This is a genomic window from Micromonospora sp. FIMYZ51 (assembly GCF_038246755.1).
In the GTDB taxonomy this organism is placed as follows: Bacteria; Actinomycetota; Actinomycetes; order Mycobacteriales; family Micromonosporaceae; genus Micromonospora.
Map to the genome: position 1 here is coordinate 4311847 of NZ_CP134706.1, position 17187 is coordinate 4329033.

6 protein-coding genes are annotated in these 17187 nt (G+C 73.5%); 4 read left to right on the top strand and 2 right to left on the bottom strand.

The window, feature by feature from the left end; translation table 11 throughout:
• Window positions 1–84 precede the first annotated feature (84 nt).
• From QQG74_RS19630 to QQG74_RS19640, 3 genes are all read left to right on the top strand, one after another.
• Complete coding sequence (locus QQG74_RS19630; protein ID WP_341716222.1) at window positions 85–1158, top strand: XdhC/CoxI family protein; 1074 nt, start codon at window positions 85–87, stop codon at window positions 1156–1158.
• Window positions 1159–1231: 73 nt separating this feature from the next.
• Entirely contained in the window at window positions 1232–3589 is a 2358-nt protein-coding gene (locus QQG74_RS19635; protein WP_341716223.1) for a helix-turn-helix transcriptional regulator, read from the top strand.
• A gap of 104 nt (window positions 3590–3693) precedes the next feature.
• On the top strand, window positions 3694–4839 hold the full coding sequence (locus QQG74_RS19640) for a hypothetical protein (RefSeq protein ID WP_341716224.1): 1146 nt from the start codon (window positions 3694–3696) through the stop codon (window positions 4837–4839).
• 70 nt (window positions 4840–4909) lie between these two features.
• On the opposite strand, the gene QQG74_RS19645 is transcribed toward QQG74_RS19640, so the two are convergent.
• Both QQG74_RS19645 and QQG74_RS19650 read right to left on the bottom strand, forming a co-directional pair.
• Window positions 4910–7312, bottom strand: coding sequence for a CARDB domain-containing protein (locus QQG74_RS19645; RefSeq protein ID WP_341716225.1), 2403 nt, complete (start codon window positions 7310–7312; stop codon window positions 4910–4912).
• A 53-nt stretch (window positions 7313–7365) separates the two neighbouring features.
• Window positions 7366–8751 (bottom strand): alkaline phosphatase family protein, encoded by a 1386-nt coding sequence (locus tag QQG74_RS19650; protein ID WP_341716226.1) that lies wholly within the window; start codon window positions 8749–8751, stop codon window positions 7366–7368.
• A gap of 181 nt (window positions 8752–8932) precedes the next feature.
• Between QQG74_RS19650 and QQG74_RS19655 the strand changes: the two genes are divergently transcribed.
• Window positions 8933–17182 carry an SDR family NAD(P)-dependent oxidoreductase gene (locus QQG74_RS19655; protein ID WP_341716227.1) on the top strand — a complete coding sequence of 2750 codons (8250 nt, stop codon included), beginning with the start codon at window positions 8933–8935 and terminating at the stop codon, window positions 17180–17182.
• Window positions 17183–17187: the final 5 nt, after the last annotated feature.

Consider the following 17187-nt stretch of genomic DNA (forward strand, 5'->3'; position numbering starts at 1 on the left):
TCAAGGTCCACTCAAGTCAACGTCGAGTTAAGGGATCGCTTAGGTCGACTTGACGAGCCGCCGCCCCGCACGGATCGTGCTGGGATGCGGGAGATCGCCGACGGGCTGGTGGCCTGGCGCGCCAGCGGCGTCGGGTACGCCGTGGCGACCGTCGTGCGGACCTGGCGGTCGGCGCCCCGGCAGCCGGGCGCCACCATGGCGGTCTCCGCCGACGGCGAGGTCCTGGGCAGCGTCTCGGGTGGCTGCGTCGAGGGCGCGGTCTACGAGCTGTGCCGGGAGTCGATCGAGACCGGCAAGACCCGGACCGAAACCTACGGCGTCAGCGACGACGATGCCGTGGGTGTAGGCCTGACCTGCGGCGGAACCCTCGAAGTTCTGGTGCAACCGGACGTGGCGCTGACCGAGGCGGACGAGGTGCTCGCCGCGATCCGGCAGGGTCGGCCGGTGGCCACCGCGTCGACCGGCGACGGCCAACTGGTGCTCTGGCCGGACCGGACCGCCGGCAGCCTGGGCGACCCGGGACTGGACCGCGCGGTGGCGCAGCAGGCGGCCGGGATGCGCGCCCTCGGCGCCACCGGCCTGGTCCACCTCGGTACGCACGGCGAACAGCGCCGCGACGAGGTGGCCGTCTTCGTGCAGTCCTACCTGCCCCCGCCCCGCATGATCGTCTTCGGCGCGATCGACTACGCCGCCGCAGTGGCCCGGATCGGCCGGTTCCTCGGCTACCACGTCACGGTCTGCGACGCCCGCCCGGTCTTCGCCACCCGCAAGCGGTTCCCGGACGCGGACGAGATCGTCGTGCAGTGGCCGCACCGTTACCTCGCCTCGACGGTCGTCGACTCCCGGACGGTGCTCTGCGTGCTCACCCACGACCCGAAGTTCGACGTACCGCTGCTCGAGGTCGCCCTGCGGACCCCCGCGCGCTACATCGGCGCGATGGGCAGCCGGCGTACCCACACCGACCGGCTGCGCCGGCTCCGCGAGGCGGGGGTGGCCGAGGCGGCGCTGGCCCGGCTCTGTTCGCCGATCGGGCTGGACCTCGGTGCCCGTACCCCCGAGGAGACGGCCGTGGCGATCGCGGCCGAGATCATCGCTCGGGCCGGCGACGGCTCCGGCCGACCGCTCACCGAGCTCGACACCCCGATCCACCGGCACTGATTCTTCGGTCGTTGGTGGACGGTGCGCCCACCGGTGCCAGGTGCCGCAACATGGCCATGGCATCATCGGCCCCATGCCGCATGTGATCGACTCGTCACGCACCGCGCCGACGGGCCACCGGCCCGACCTCGCGCGCACCGAGCCGAACCGCTTCGGTCTGCTGCTGCGCCGGCACCGCACCGACTCCGGCCTGACCATCGACGAGTTGGCCGCCGCCTCGGGGGTAAGCGTCCGGGCGATCAGCGACATGGAGCGCGGCCGTAGCCGGGTGCCGCAACGGCGTACGGTCGAGGCACTGGTCCGGGCGCTGAACCTACCGACCGGCGCGGCCACCGCCCTGCGGGACAGCGCCCGCGCCGGGCGACGCGACGGGCGACCGGCACCGGCGCTGGCGCCGCCGCGCACCGTCGCCGACTTCACCGGTCGGCACGGCGAGCTGGCCTGGGTGGGCGACCTCGTCGCCCGTGGTGCCGAACCGGCCGACCGGCCCGACGCGCCTGTGGTCGCGGTCGTCTCCGGGCCACCTGGCCTCGGCAAGACCGCGCTCCTGGTGCAGGCCGCGACCCGGTACGCCGAATCGTTTCCCGACGGGGTGCTCTTCGTCGACCTGCGCGGACTGGACGCCGACCCGCCCCGCCCGGACGATCTGCTGCTGCGGCTGCTGATCGCGCTCGGGGTTCCGGAGAGCCGGGTGCCAGCCGACCAGCATGCCCGGGGCGCCCAGTACCGAGCCCTGCTCCGCGAGCGGCGCAGCCTGCTGCTGCTCGACAACGCCGCCGACGAGGCACAGGTCCGTCCGCTGCTGCCGGGCGCCGGCAACACCATGACGATCATCACCAGCCGGCGGGCGCTTGCCGGTCTGGAGGCGGTCGACCGGCTCACCCTGCCCGCCCTCACCGCGGGTGAGGCGGTCACCCTGCTGCAACGGATCATCGGGCCGGCCCGCGCCGACGAGCCGGAGGCCATGCTGCTCGGCCTCGCACGCGCCTGCGGGCACCTGCCGTTGGCGTTGCGGATCGCCGGTAACCGGCTGCTCAGCCGGCCGGACTGGAGCATCGAGTACCTGCTGTCCCGACTCGCCGACCAGGACAACCGGCTCGACCTGCTGGTTGCCGGGGACCTCCAGATCGCGGCACCGTTCATGCTCTCCTACCGGCAGCTCTCCCCCGCCGCCGCGCAGACCTTCCGGCGGCTGGCGGTGCTACCCGGCCCCGACGCCGGAGGGGACCTGGCCGCGCAGGCCGCCGGGCTGGAGCTGCGGGAAACCGAGACCGCGCTTGAGGAACTGGCCGAACTCGGGCTGCTCCAACCGGCCACCGATGGCCGCTACCGGTTCCACGACCTGATGCGCCTCTTCGCCCGGGCCCGGCTGGCCGCCGAGGAGACCGCGGCGGCCCGGCAGCAGGTCGAGGCGCGGGTGATGACCTGGTTGCTGGAGACCGCGGTCGCCGCCGGTCGGTGGTTCGAACCGGCGTACGCCGCCGCGCCCGATCCCGCAGCGGTACCGGCCCCCGGCCGGGGTTGGCGCACCGCCCAGGATGCCGGGCGCTGGATCGAGCAGGAGAGCGAGAACTGGTTCGGCGCCCTGCGGTTCGCCGTCGCCGCCGGCCGGCACGCCGAGGTGCTGGCCGTCGCGGATGCCATGCACTGGTTCTCCGATCGGTGGGTGCACTGGGAACACTGGCTGGCGGTCTACCAAATGTCGGCCGACTCGGCCGAGGCACTCGGCGACCCGCGCGAGCGGGCGATCCACCTGAACTACCTGTCCTGGGCGTACACCACCTGCGCGCATCGTCCCGATCTGGCCGAGCCGCCGGCCCGCGAGGCACTGCGCCTGGCCGCCGTCGCGGGCGATCCGGGTCAGCAGGGTTGGGCCTGGACCTACCTCGGACTCGCGGCCCGGCGACAGGGCGACTACGCCGGGGCCGAGGCGGCAGCCAAGAAGTCGCTGCCGCTCTTCGAGGCCGGCGCGGACTGGGACGGGTACGCGCAGGGGCTGGCCCTGCTGGCCGGCAGCCTCGCCGCCGCCGGCCGGCACCGGGCGGCCATCGTCCGGTACCGGCGGCTGGACGCCCTGCTGACCGACCCGGACCGGGCACCGTCCCCACTGGTCGTCGAGGTGACCGCCGGTCACGCGCACCTCAACATCGGCCTGAGCCTGCTGGCGCTGCGACGCTGGCCGGCCGCCGCGGCGAGCTTCCGGACCGCCCTGCCCCGGCTGCAACGGTCGGGCGTACGGCAGAGCGAGGCGCGCTGCCGCTGCGGTCTGGGCGACGCGCTCGCCCGGATGGGCCGCCCGGACGAAGCCCGCACCGAACTGCGCCGGGCGATCCGCATCGCCCGCCAGGTCGGCCCGGCGGATCTGGTGGACACCGCGCTGCACCACCTCGCCGAGCTGGGTGAGTCGCGGGGTTCCGCGCACTGGCGGTGACCCGGCCGGCCGGGTGACCGCCGGGAGGGCGCGGTTCGCGCTGTTCTGGTTTTCGTCGCGATCCGCGCTCGGACACCCTCCGCTGCGGCGGGCATACTGACCGTATGCGGCATGATGTGCACAAGCACGGCCGGGCCGGTCGTTCGGCAGCGGAGACCCGCGAGCCACGCGATTCGGCGACCACCCCAACGCGGACCGTCGACGGTCATCACGCCATCGAGCGACGCCACCTTTTCGCCGAGCACCGCTTCGACGCCGCCGCGCACCTGTTGGCCCTGCAACGCGCGGTGGGCAACCGTGGCGTCGGCGAGTTGCTCACCGCTCAGCGGATGGACCAGGGCCAGAGCCAGGGCCAGGCCGCCGGGTCGGGACCGGCTCCGGCGGTCACCCCCACCGAGGTCGAACAGCTCCGGGCCTATCACCAGACGACCACGAATCCGCAGATCCGGGCGCTGCTCGGCGAGCTGATCGGGCACCTTGGGCGGGTCGCGACCTGGACCCCGGGACCGGGCAGCGGCGGCGGCCACACCCGCAACCTCGGCCCGAACCCGGCCGGCGGTGCCCAGTACGAGATCAGCTATGCCGGCGGCGGCACGGCCTCGGAGCGGATCGGGGTGCTGGTGCACGAGCTGACCCATGTGGCCGTCAACGAGTCCTACGACTCGGACATGCTCAACTATCCGGTCGCGCCGCTACCGGCGGGCTCGACCGCGACCGGCGAGGAGGCCCGGCAGAACGAGCGGATCCGGGCCACCGACCAGAGCCAGCTAAACGCATTCCAGGCGCACGCGGTGCGCAACGCGGCCGACCTGTTGGAGCTGCTGCCGACTGCGGGATTCCGGCCGACCAGGATGCAGGAGGTGGCAAACAAGCTCAGCGGCCACACCGCCCAGAAACCGTTGCACGAGTACGACGCCGTCCTCAGCCACCTGCTGGTGTGGGCCGACCGCGACGGGGTGTCCCGCACCACGCAGTTCTACCAGCGGCTGACCGCGTTCGTGGCCGAGGCCACCGGATGGCGGCAGGCCGGCGCGATCAACCCGACCGCCGCCGCCGACAGCCTCGACGAGGAGCGAACTCGGGCCATGAACGCGCGGCTGGCGATCCCGGCCCCGACGCCCGCGCCGGCTGCGGGTGCCGCGGGCCCGAGCACCGCCGGTCCGGCTGCGGCCCACCGTTCCATCCGGGAGCAGGCGAGGAACACGCTCACCAGACTGGCCGGACGGCTCACCCGAGGCGACGGGAGCTGATCGCCGGACCGGAAGGTCCGCGTCGGCAGGGGGCGGCGGCCACCAGCCGCCGCCCCCTTTGATCGGTCGGTCACTCGCCGCCGGTGCCGGCGGGCCGGGACCGCTTGTCGAGTACGCGCTGGAACTCGGCAAGCGTCTGCTTGTCGGCCCGGTCCAGGGAACCGGCCTTGTCCAGGGAACCGGCCGTGGTGCCCGCCGTCGCGGGCAGCCGCTGCGCCAGGGTCGAGGCCGGCACGTTGCTGCTCACCACAGTCACCTGGAGGGTGGCCTGGAAGCAGCGCGGTGCGGTGGCGCAGTCACCCTGCTGGCCGTCGATCGTCTGGCTGCCCAGGGTCCGGTACGCGGGCGGGAACGACACCAGGCTCGCGAAGCCGAGGAACTGCGGCGCCAGCGGGCTGTCGTCCTCAAGCACGGTCACCACGGCGGCCAGCGGAGCCAACTCCTCCAGGGTGACCACTATCGAACGGTTCGCGGGCAGGTTGACCGCGGAGTTGTCGTCGACGTCGTTGTCGGCGAAGGTGAAGCACCGCACGTTGCGGACGGTCTGGCCGAGCACGTTGCAGCTGGCGGTGGGGTCGAGGACACCGACGATGATCGGGTCCCACTCCCCCGTGCCGGCGAGGCCCTGGTCGCCGTCGGCGAAGGAGCGCATGCTGGCCAGAGTGACCCGCAGCGTCGTCCGCTGCGGCACCACGTTTGCCGCCCGGGTCACCGTGTTGTTGTTCTCTGCGCCGCCTGGCTCCACCACCTCGTTGAAGACATCCACGATGGCCGAGGTGGTGACCGCACCGGCCTGGAAATAGGTGCCCTGGAGGGTCACCGTCTGCGACTCACCGGCGTTGAGGCCGTTGACCCGGGCCGTCGGGCCGAACGCGTCGCTCTGCCGCAACCGCCACTGCACCGAGAACGGCCCGGCCGCGATGGGCCCGTTGTTGCGTACCGTGATGCGGGCGGTGGTGGGCACGCCGCGTACCGGCTCGACCGGATCGAGGGTGAAGCTGGTGATCACCAGGTCGATGGGGGCCGGCTGCACCGTCACCGCGCGGACGAAGCGGTTGTTTGCCTCGTTGGTCTCGGCGACGTTGTTGAAGGCGTCCACCAGCGCCACCGTGCTGAAGTTGCCGGCCCTCGGGTAGGCGAAGGTGAAGGTGATCGTGGTCGTCGCACCGGCGGCGAGGCCGTTCACCTGCCGCGAGACGGTGGACAGGCTCGGGGTGCTGACGTAGAAGGCATCCGGGTTCCACTCGACGAGGAACGGACCGGCGGCGGTGTTCCCGGTGTTGCGGACCCGGATCGACACGGTCGCCGGTGCCGCCTGGGTGGGCGACGACGGGGCGATCGTTACGTCCTCGATCAGCAGGTCGACGGTGTTCGGCGCCACCACGACCTGGAGCTGGAAGGTGTTGTTTGCCTCGTTCAACTCGGCGACCTGGCCGTCCGGGTCCACCGTCACCGTGCCGGGGAACGTGCCGGCGAAGGGGAAGGTGTACGCCAACTGCACGGTGGTGCTGGCACCGGCGGCGAGGTCGGCCACCCGGATGGACACCGGCGGGGCGAGCAGCCGGGGTCGCCACAGCACCCGGAACTCGGTCGCCGCGGTGTTGCCGGTGTTGGTGACCGTGATCGACGCGGTGGTGCTCTGACCGACGACCGGGGCGGTGGGCGACAGGACGACCGCCGAGACGACCAGGTCCGCGCGGGGCGGATCGACGTTCACCGTACGGGTGAGGGTGTTGTTGCCCTCGTTGCTCTCGCGTACGGCGTTGCTGCTGTCCACGGTGACCGTGCTCGCCCAGGCACCGGCGACCGGGAAGGTGAAGTCGATCGACACCACTGTCGACGCTCCGGCGGCCAGGCCGCCCACCTGCCGGGTAAGCGTGGCGGCCAGCGGCCACGGTCGCCAGGACACCAGGAACGCGCCGGCCGCGCTGTTGCCGTTGTTGGTGATGGTGATCCGGCCGGTGGCTACCCGCCCGGTGACCGGCCGGGCCGCAACGGTGTCCAGGGCGCTGACCACCAGGTCGACGGTGGCGGCCACCACGGTCACCGGCAGCAACGCCAGGTTGTTCGCCTCGTTGGTCTCCGCCACGCTGTTCGCCGTGTCCACGACCGCGACCGTCTCGAAGTTGCCGGCGGTCGGGAAGGTGAAGGCGAAGGTCAGGTCTACCGAGGTGTTGGCCGCCAGGCTCGCCACCGGGGTGGACGGTCCGCTCGGTGCGAAGGGATTCTGTCGCCACTGCACGACGAACCCGGTCGCCGTGCAGGTGCCGGTGTTGCGTACGGTGACGGTGAAGGTGGCGGGTTGGCCCTGGACGGGTTGGCTCGGTGTGACGGTGAACCCGGTCACGCTGAGATCCGCGCAGGGTGCCTGGGCCTGTGCCGCCTGCGGGACGGTCAGCGCTAGACCGAGCCCGAGCAGCACGGCTCCGGCCGCCCCGAGCAGGCGACGCAGCGGGCCACTTTGTCCTGACATGATGCACCTACCTCTTTTGGTGCCGCCCCGCGGTGGTGCGCCGCCTGCCGTGCTCAGGCCAGCGCCCGTCCGCGTTGCTCTGGAACTGCGGGAAGGCCCAGCAACGACTGGATCGTCGGGGCCACGTCGAGAAGTGACATTCCGGCACGGTAACCGGCATCGATCCGGTCTCCGGCCAGGACGAGGACGCCCTGTTCGGCGTGGTTGGCGTCGTCGGGGCCGGTGTCGTTCTCGAAGCTGTAGAGGTCGGTCGTCGGCCCGATCGTGCCGGCGGCCCGCCAACGCAGGTCACCGAAGTACACGATCAGGTCCGGCGGGACGCCTTCCACCTGGGGGTACACGTCCTCCGGCCGGATCACCCGGGTGCCCATCGGCCGCCCCCGGTGATCGGCTAGCGCCGCCAACTCGGTGCTGAGCAGGTCGCGGACGTGTTCGTACTCGCTCGGCGGGACGGTGCCCTGCGGCTCGCGTCCCGCCACGTTCAGGAAGATGCGACCGTAGTAGCCACCCTCGGCCCAGGCCGTCGTCCGCCGCCAGTCCACCCGGCACTGCGAGATCGGCACGGCCGTGGGGGGCTGCTCGGCGAGGACGAGCAGGCCCCGGCGCCGCAGCCACTCGTTGACGTGGAAGCCGCCCACCATCGGCTGGGCGCCGTGGTCGCTGGCGATCACGACGGTGGTGTCGTCGTCCAGATCGGTCAGGAAGGCCGCGAGGTGGCGGTCCAGCGCCCGGTAGTAGTCGCGGAAGATCGTTTCGAACGGGTTGCCCGGCCGGTAGGCGGGATGTTCCGGGTCGCAGTACCGCCAGAACCCGTGGTGCAGCCGGTCGGGACCCATGTCGACGAAGGAGAAGAACGTCCAGGGGCGGGTCCTGGCCAGGTATCGGGCCACGGTGAACCGCTGTTCGGAGAGGTCGAAGATCTGCTGGCTGATCCGGGCCTTGTCGTCCGTCCGGAAATCCGTCACGTCCAGCAGGTAGCCGTTGGTCAGCCGGTGGATCTCGGCACCCAGTTCCGTCGGCCAGGTGTAGTCGGTTTCGGTGGACGGCGCGAGGAAGCACGAGACGAGGCAGCCCTTGACGGCGCTCGGCGGGTACGTCCCGGGCACCCCGAGGACCACGCTGTCGCCGCCCGCCGCCCCCACCATGTCCCAGATCCGGGGTACCCGTACGGACCGGGACGTGGCGATGCTGAGGCGCTCGTAACTGTGATCCGCCCGGTTCCGGAAGCCGTAGATGCCGATCTCCCCGGGCGAGCGGCCCGACATCATGCAGGACCAGGCGGGCACCGTGATCGGTGGGACGACGCTGGTGAGTGGGCCCCACAGCGACCGCGACCGCAACGCCGTCAGGGTGGGCATGTCGTCCGCGTACCGGTCGAAGATCAGCTGGGGCGCCACGCCGTCGAGCCCGATCACGGCGAGTCGACCGGTCCTGCCCATCACTGCCTCCGCATCTCCCGCCCCGCCTCGACGGCGCGGGTCGCCGCCGCTCACCCTGACGTCCGGAACGTGATCCGCCCGTCACCGCGCCCCGGCCCGCCGCGACGACGCGGTGACGGGCCGTGAGTTTGCTGGGCACCGACCTGCGATCACGTTGTCCTGCCAGGCATGGGGTGGTGGCGTGCCAGCCGAGACGTACCGAACAGCCCTCGATTTCCTCGTCTTCTCGCCGCCCGGATTCTCGGATCCGGCACTCGCCATCGCCGCTAGTCGCGCCGGTGCCATCGGGGTCCTTGACCTCCAGTTCACCGCCGACCTCGACGCGGCTCGGGCCGGTGCGCGGCTGCTCGCCGGCCAGGCACGGGGCCGCTGGGGTGTGCTCGTCGACGACCCGGCAACCCTGGTCGAACCGCTGCTCGGCCCGCCTGACCAGCGGCCGGACGTCGTGGTGCTGCCGGCCGGCGTACCGGAGCTGGCGGCCGTGGTGGCGGCGGTCCGCGCGGCCGGCTCGGCGGCCTTCGTGGTGGCGACCGACCTGGCGGCGGCCGAGCAGGCGGCGGGCGCCGAGGCCGACGCCGTGATCGCCAAGGGCAACGAGGCCGGCGGTTGGGTGGGCGAGGAAACCTCGTTCGTGCTGGTGCAGCGCTGCCTGGCGGCGCTGCGACTGCCGGTCTGGGTGCAGGGCGGGATCGGCCGGCACACCGTGGCCGCCTGCCAGGCGGCCGGCGCGGCCGGCGTGGTGCTCGACGGCCAGGTCCTGCTGGCCCGGGAATCGTCGCTGCCAACGGCCTGGCGCGCCCGGCTGCGGTCGGCCGACGGCGCGGAGACGGTGTGCCTGGACGCCGCGCTCGGCAAGCGGTTCCGCGTCCTGGGCCAGGGGCCCCCACCGGCGGACCTGCTCCGCGACGTCGCGGCGTGCGCCGGGCGGCCGATGGCGCGCGACGGGGTCCTCGCCGTCGGTCAGGAGGTCGCCTTCGCGGCCGACCTGGCCCGACGGTTCACGACGGTGGGCGGGATCGTCGGTGCCCTGCGCGACGCCGCCACGGCCCAGTGCCGCACCGCACGCGCCGACAACCCGCTGCGGGCCCAGAGCCCGCTGGCGCGATCCCACGGCACCCGGTTCCCGTTGGTGCAGGGACCGATGACCCGGGTCAGCGACCGGACCGCCTTCGCCGCAGAGGTGGCCGAGGCCGGTGGCCTGCCGTTCCTCGCGCTGAGCCTGATGCGTGGACCGGACGTCGCCGCGCTGCTGGCGCAGACCCGCGCCCGGCTGCCCGACCGTCCGTGGGGCGTGGGCATCCTGGGTTTCGTTCCTCCGGAACTACGCGCGGAACAGTTGGCGGCGATCATCGCCGACCCACCGCCGTTCGCCCTGATCGCTGGCGGCCGACCGGACCAGGCCCGCGAGCTGGAAGCCCACGGCATCGCCACCTACCTGCACGTGCCCTCCCCGACGCTGCTCTCGATGTACCTGCGCGACGGGGCCCGACGCTTCGTCTTCGAGGGCCGCGAGTGCGGTGGCCACGTCGGCCCACGCAGCAGCTTCGTGCTGTGGGACCTCGCGGTGCGCACACTGCTGGCGGAACTGCCCGCCGCAGCCGACGCCGGGGAGTACCACGTCCTGCTGGCCGGTGGTATCCACGACGGCAGGTCGGGGGCGATGGCGGCGGCGATCGCGGCCCCGCTTGTGGCACGCGGCATCCGGGTCGGCGCCCTGATGGGCACGGCGTACCTGTTCACCGGAGAGGCGGTCGACTCCGGTGCGGTGACCGCGGACTTCCAGCAGGCGGCGCTCTCCTGCCGCGGCACGACCCTGTTGGAGACCGGCCCCGGCCACGCCACCCGGTGCGCGCCGTCGCCGTACGTCGACGACTTCGCCGCCCGCAAGCAGCAGTTGCGGCGGGAGGGGGCCAGTCCGTCGGCGTTACGGGACGAACTGGAGCGGCTGAACGTGGGCCGGCTGCGCATCGCCACCAAGGGGCTGGATCGCCGGCCCACCGCCGACGGGGTGGGCACCGAGCTGAGCACGGTGGACGCCGCCGAGCGATGGAGCCGGGGCCTTTACATGATCGGGCAGGTCGCGGCGCTGCGTACCGAGGTCGGCACGGTCGAGGAGCTGCACCGCGAGGTCGCCGAGGGCAGCGCGGCACAACTCGGGTCGCTGCCGGCCGCGCCGGCCCGCACCGAACCCGTACCGGCGCCGGTGGAGGTGGCGGTCATCGGGATGGGCTGCATCCTGCCCGGCGCCGCCGACCTGCCGTCGTTCTGGGCCAACATCCTCGACAAGGTCGACGCGATCACCGAGGTACCGTCGCGGCGCTGGGACTGGCGCCGGTACTACCACCCCGACCGGGCCGCCCGGGACCGGGTGTACTCCCGGTGGGGTGGCTTCATCGACGAGGTGCCGTTCGACCCGGTGGCCTTCGGTATGCCACCGCACTCGCTGCCCTCGATCGAGCCGTTCCAGTTGCTCGGGCTCGTGGTGGCACAGGCGGCGCTTGGCGACGCCGGCTACCTCGACCGGCCGTTCGCCCGGGACCGTACCGCAGTGGTGCTCGGTGCCGGCGGTGGTGGCGCCGACCTCGCGGGCGGCTACCTGGTGCGCTCGGCGCTGCCCGCGCTCTTCGGCGACGACGCCGCCCGGATCACCGCCGCGCTCGGGACCGCGCTGCCCGAGTGGACCGAGGACAGCTTCCCGGGGCTGCTGGTAAACGTCGCGGCCGGCCGCATCGCCAACCGGCTCGACCTCGGCGGCAGCAACTACACGGTCGACGCGGCCTGTGCCTCGTCGCTCGCCGCGCTCCATCTCGGCGTCCTGGAGTTGGCCGACCACCGCAGCGACCTGGCCGTCGTCGGTGGGGTGGACGCGCTCCAGAACCCCTTCACGTACCTGTGTTTCAGCAAGACCCAGGCGCTGTCGCCAAGTGGTCGCTGCCGCCCCTTCGACGCCTCGGCCGACGGCATCGCCATCAGCGAGGGTTTCGCCGCGGTCGTGCTCAAGCGGTTGGCCGACGCCGAGCGCGACGGTGACCGGATCTACGCCGTCATCCGGGGGGTCGGCTCGTCGAGCGACGGCCGGGACCGCAGCCTCACCGCGCCGCGACCGGAGGGGCAGATCCGGGCGCTGCGCCGGGCGTACGCGCAGGCCGACGTCGCGCCGGCCACCGTCGGGCTGGTCGAGGCGCACGGTACCGGCACGGTCGCCGGTGACCTGGCGGAATCCCAGGCGCTGACGACGGTGTGGCGCGAGGCCGGCGCCGACGCGCAGTCCTGCGCCGTCGGCTCGGTCAAGTCGATGATCGGGCACACCAAGGCCACGGCCGGGGTGGTCGGGCTCATCAAGGCCGCGCTCGCGCTGCACCACAAGGTGCTGCCGGCCACGCTCGGCGTGACGGCACCGAACGCCAAGGCCGACCTCACCACCGGCCCGCTCTACGTCAACAGCGAGAACCGGCCCTGGCTGGCCGCGCCGGACGGCACCCCGCGACGGGCCGGGGTCAGCTCGTTCGGCTTCGGCGGCACCAACTTCCACCTGGTGCTGGAGGAGTACACCGCCGGTTTCCTGCCCCCGCCGCCGGTACGCGAGCGCTGGCCCGCCGAGCTGTTCGTCTGGCGCGGTCAGCACCGGGCCGAACTGACCGAGGCGGTCGGTGCCCTGCTCGGCCGGCTCGACTCGCTGCCACCGGCCGAACTGCCCCGGCTCGTCGACCTGGCCGCCGCGCACGCCCGCCACCACCGGACCCCGGGCGCGCCGGTGAACCTCGCGCTCGTCGCCACCTCGCCGGCCGACCTGATCGCCAAGCTGCGCCGGGCCCGCGAGGTCCTGGCCGCGCCGGCAGTACGCGTACACACCGCCGATGGGCTGCACTTCGCGGCCGACGGCGGGCTGCTGGGCGACGGTCGGCTCGCCTTCCTCTTTCCCGGGCAGGGCTCGCAGTACGTGGACATGGGACGCGACATCGCGCTGCTCTTCCCGACGGCACGGGAGAGCTTCGAACACGCCGACCGCCTGTTGGCGCAGTGCTGGGACGGGCCGTTGAGCCGTACCGTCTTTCCGGTACCGGCCTTCACCGGCGAGCAGGCGGGGGCACAGCAGGCCGCCCTCGCGCGTACCGACGTCGCCCAGGCCGCGCTGGGCGCGCTGGAGTTGGCGTACCTGGCGTTGCTGGGTCAGGCCGGTGTCGAGCCGGACCTGGTCGCCGGGCACAGCTACGGCGAGTTCGTCGCGCTGACGGCGGCGGGCAGCCTGCCGGCGGACGACCTGCTGCGGCTCTCCGAGGCCCGGGGACGGTTCATCCGCGAGGAATCCACCGCCGTGGACGGCGCGATGGCGGCAGCCCGGGCCACACCTGACGACCTGCGGCCCCAGCTGGACGGATCGGACCTGGTGGTGGCGAACCTGAACGCGCCGACGCAGACCGTCGTCTCCGGCCGGCGGGCAAGCGTCGAGGCGTTCGTGGCGCGATGCCAGGCGGCCGGCCTCGCCGTGCACATGCTGCCGGTGTCCTGTGCCTTCCACTCGCCGCTTGTGGCACCGGCCCGGCAACGCCTCGCCGAACTGCTGCGTACCACCGCCTTTGCCGCGCCTCGGATCCCGGTCTACGCCAACAGCACGGCCGCGGCCTACCCGCAGGACCCGGCGACGCTTGTCGACCTGCTCGCGGATCACCTGGTGCGCCCGGTGCGCTTCGTCGAGCAGGTGGAGGCGATGTTCGCCGCTGACGCGCGGGTGTTCGTCGAGGTGGGGCCCAGGAAGGTCCTCTCCGGTCTGGTGGCCGGCATTCTCGGCGACCGGCCGCACCTGGCCGTACCGGTGGACGTGCCGGGCCGCCCGGCAGTGGCCACCATGCTCGGCTGCCTGGCGGCGCTCGCGGCGGAGGGCGCGCCCGTCGACGTACGCCCGTGGTTCGCCGGGCGTTCACCGGGCGACCTGGACCTCGCCGCGCTCGCCAACCGCCCGGCAGCCCGTCCCGGCCGATGGCTGGTGGACGGCGGACGGGCCCGACCGGCGTCCACACCGACGCCACGGCAACCGGCGGCCGGCAGCGCCGACCGTCTCGATCAGCTTGATCCCGGAGGGCAGCAGGTGACCCAGATCGTGACGCCGTCGTCGAACGGCAACCGGACCGACAACGCAGTCCCGTCCCGTCTTCTCGGCCCGCCGGTCCCCGGCCCGGCAGCCCGACCGGCGGCTCCCGCCGAGCCGGCCGGTACGCCGGCCACCGGCCGGGCGGAGCAGGTGATGGACTCGTACCACCAGGTGATGCAGCAGTTCCTGGAAACCCAGCGCAACGTCATGCTGGCGTACCTCGGGGCGGGAACCGACCTGCCCGGCCCGACCGAACCGGTGGTGCTGCCCAGCGCCACTCACCGGCCGCCGACCAGCGACGAATGGCCGGCGATCACCGGAGCGGCCGGGACCGACCCGGCCGAGCCGGGCCAGACCGGGGCCGCGCCCGTACCGGCAGTGCCCGCGCCGGTCGCGACCGTGCCAGCGGCGGTCGTACCGGCGGTGCCGGCCGCGCGGCCCGCCGCCGATGGGGCACCGGCGGACGAACCCGGCCGGGCCGAGTTGGGCCGGGAGGAGCTGACCCGGCGGCTGCTCCAGGTGGTCAGTGACCGCACCGGCTACCCGGAGGAGATGCTCTCCCTGGACGTCGACCTCGAAGCCGACCTGGGCATCGACTCGATCAAGCGGGTGGAGATCGCCGGCCTGATGCTCCAGTCCCTGGCGCTGCCGGAGGGCACCAACCCCGACCTGGAGAGCATGCGGACCGGCCGGACCCTGCGGGAGATCGTCGCGGCGATCGAGGAGCTGACCGGGAGCAGGGAGCAGCGCCCTTTTGAACAAGTGCCGACCGAGGACCGGCGGATCGGTCGGCACCTGCCCCGGGCGGTCACCGCACCGGACCCGGGTACGCCGGGCGGGCTGGCGGACGGAGCGCTCGTCGTGGTCGACGGCGGTTGCCCGATCGGCGCCGCGACTGTCGACCGGCTGCGAACCGAGGGGCGGCAGGTGGTCCGGGTGGTCGTCGGAGCGTCCGGTACGCCCGGGGCCGACCTCGCCCTCGACGAACCCGCCGACCCGGCCGCCGTGACGCGGCTGCGGCACGACCTCCGGCAGCACGCGGAGCGCATCACCGGGCTGGTCCACCTCGTCGCGCTCGCGCCGCGCGAGCCGGCCGGTGCCGCGCAGGACCTGCCGGTGGACCGGGTCTGCGGGCTGTTCCTGCTGGTCCGCGAGCTGGCCGCCGAGCTGGACACGGCGGCGCAGGCCGGCGGCAGCGTGGTGCTGGCCGCCACCGCGCTCGGCGGCCACCTGGGCCTGGACGGCACCGGTACGGGCGGCGCCGCCGACGCGGCCCTGCTCGGCTTCGTCAAGAGCCTGGCCCACGAATGGCCCGCGGTGCGGGTGAAGGCCGTGGACCTGGCGCCGGGGCCGGCGGAGCAGGCCGCCGGCCACCTGCTCGCCGAGTTGACGGCGGACGACGGCCTGGTCGAGGTCGGCTACCGCGACGGCGTACGCACGATGGTCGCCGTGGCACCGGCCGAGTTGGTCGACCGGGAGCGCACCGAACCGCTCGGTCCCGACGGCGTGCTGCTGGCCATCGGCGGAGCCCGCGGGATCACCGCCGAGACGGTGTCGGCGCTTGTCGAGCACGCTGCCGGCGGCACCGTGGTGCTGGTCGGGCGGTCACCGGCCGCCGCCGAGGAGCCGGCCACGGCGGGGCTGACCGACCCGCGCGAGCTGCGGCGGGTCCTGCTGAGCCGGCTGCGCGCCGCAGGTGAGCCGCATCCGCCGGCTGCGGTCGAGGCGGCGTACCGGAACCTGCTCGGGCAGCGCGAGGCCGCCGCCACCGTGCGGCGGCTGCGCGCGGCGGGTGCCCGGGTGGAGTACATCGCTTGCGACGTACGCGATCCGGCCGCGTTCGGCGCACTCATCGACGACGTGTACGCCCGACACGGGCGCATCGACGGCGTCATCCACGGCGCGGGCGTCATCGCCGACCGGTTGGTACGGGACAAGCAGCCGGACGCGCTGCGGCAGGTGCTGGCCACCAAGCTCGTCCCGGCCGAGGTGCTCGCCGCCCGGCTGCGCCCCGACACGCTCCGCTTCGTGGTGTTCTTCAGCTCCGCCGCCGCCCGCTACGGCAACGCCGGCCAAGCCGACTACGCCGCCGCGAACGAGGTGCTCAACAAGCTCGCCACCGACCTGGACGCGCGCTGGCCGGCCCGCGTGTGCGCGGTCAACTGGGGCCCGTGGGAGTCCGGGATGGTCACTGCCCAGCTGCGTCGACGGTTCGCCGAACGCGGTATCGCGCTGATCCCCGCCGAGGTGGGACGCCTGCGGTTCGTCGAGGAGTTGAGCTACGGGCGCAAGGGCGAAACCGAGGTGCTTATCGGTGGCGTCGGCTGGCACCCGACCCCGGTCACCGGGACCGACGCCCGCCGGACGCCTCCCCGGCCGCTGCTCGCCCGGTCGACCGTCGACGGCACCGGCCTGCGGTACGCGTTCGACCTGACCCACGACACCTACCTCGCCGACCATCGACTCGACGGCCGGCCGGTCGTGCCCTTCGCGATGGCCCTCGAACTGGTGGCCGAGGCGGTGGAGGCGAACTGGCCGACCCGGACCGTGGTCGGCGTGCGGGAGATGCGGCTGCGGCAGGGCATCCGGCTACCCGCCGGACCCGAGCCCACTCCGGTCGAGGTACTTGTCACCGCCGGGCTGAGTGCGGCGGCCGAACCGCCCCAGCGCTGCGCCGGGCAGCCGAGCCTACCGAGCGCCGGTGTGCTCACCGCCGAGGTGACCGTCGCGGCGGCGGCCCAGCCGACGCAGGTGTACTACCGCGCGACGGTGGAGCTCGCCACCGGGGTGCCACCACCGCCCGTCGAACCCCCATTACCGCAGCTGGGTACGTTGCCCGCGTTTCCGGTCGAGGTCGCCGAGGCGTACGCGACGATGCTGTTCCACGGCCCCACCTTCCACGGCATCGCCGAGATCCACGGCATGGACCGGCGCGGTGCCCGCGCCAGCCTGCGCCCCTCGACCCCGGCCCGCTGCATGCGCGCTGCGCAGAGCGCCCGCTGGCTGCTCGACCCGATCCTGGTCGACGCCGCCCTTCAGGTGCAGGTGCTCTGGGCGCGGACCCAGTGGGACCTGACCCTGCTCCCCACCGAACTGGGCCAGCTGCGGCGCTACGCCGACCTGACACCGGACGGCGACCCGGAGACCGCCGCACCGGTCCGGCACGAACTGCGCATCCGACCCGCGAGCCAACCCCCGCTCTGCCACGCCGACCACTACTTCCGCGACGCCGACGGCCGGCTGCTCGCCGTCGTCACCGACATGGTGGGCGTCGGCAGTCGGGCGTTGCACCGGCTCGCGGACACCCCGCACGACGCACCCGCCGCGACGACGGTCGGCTGAGCCCG

Bases quoted from the DNA above. Each gene is read 5' to 3' on its own strand.
- QQG74_RS19630 (WP_341716222.1), top strand. From the start codon at position 85: ATGCGGGAGATCGCCGACGGGCTGGTGGCCTGGCGCGCCAGCGGCGTC.
- QQG74_RS19635 (WP_341716223.1), top strand. From the start codon at position 1,232: ATGCCGCATGTGATCGACTCGTCACGCACCGCGCCGACGGGCCACCGG.
- QQG74_RS19640 (WP_341716224.1), top strand. From the start codon at position 3,694: ATGCGGCATGATGTGCACAAGCACGGCCGGGCCGGTCGTTCGGCAGCG.
- QQG74_RS19645 (WP_341716225.1), bottom strand. From the start codon at position 7,312: ATGTCAGGACAAAGTGGCCCGCTGCGTCGCCTGCTCGGGGCGGCCGGA.
- QQG74_RS19650 (WP_341716226.1), bottom strand. From the start codon at position 8,751: ATGGGCAGGACCGGTCGACTCGCCGTGATCGGGCTCGACGGCGTGGCG.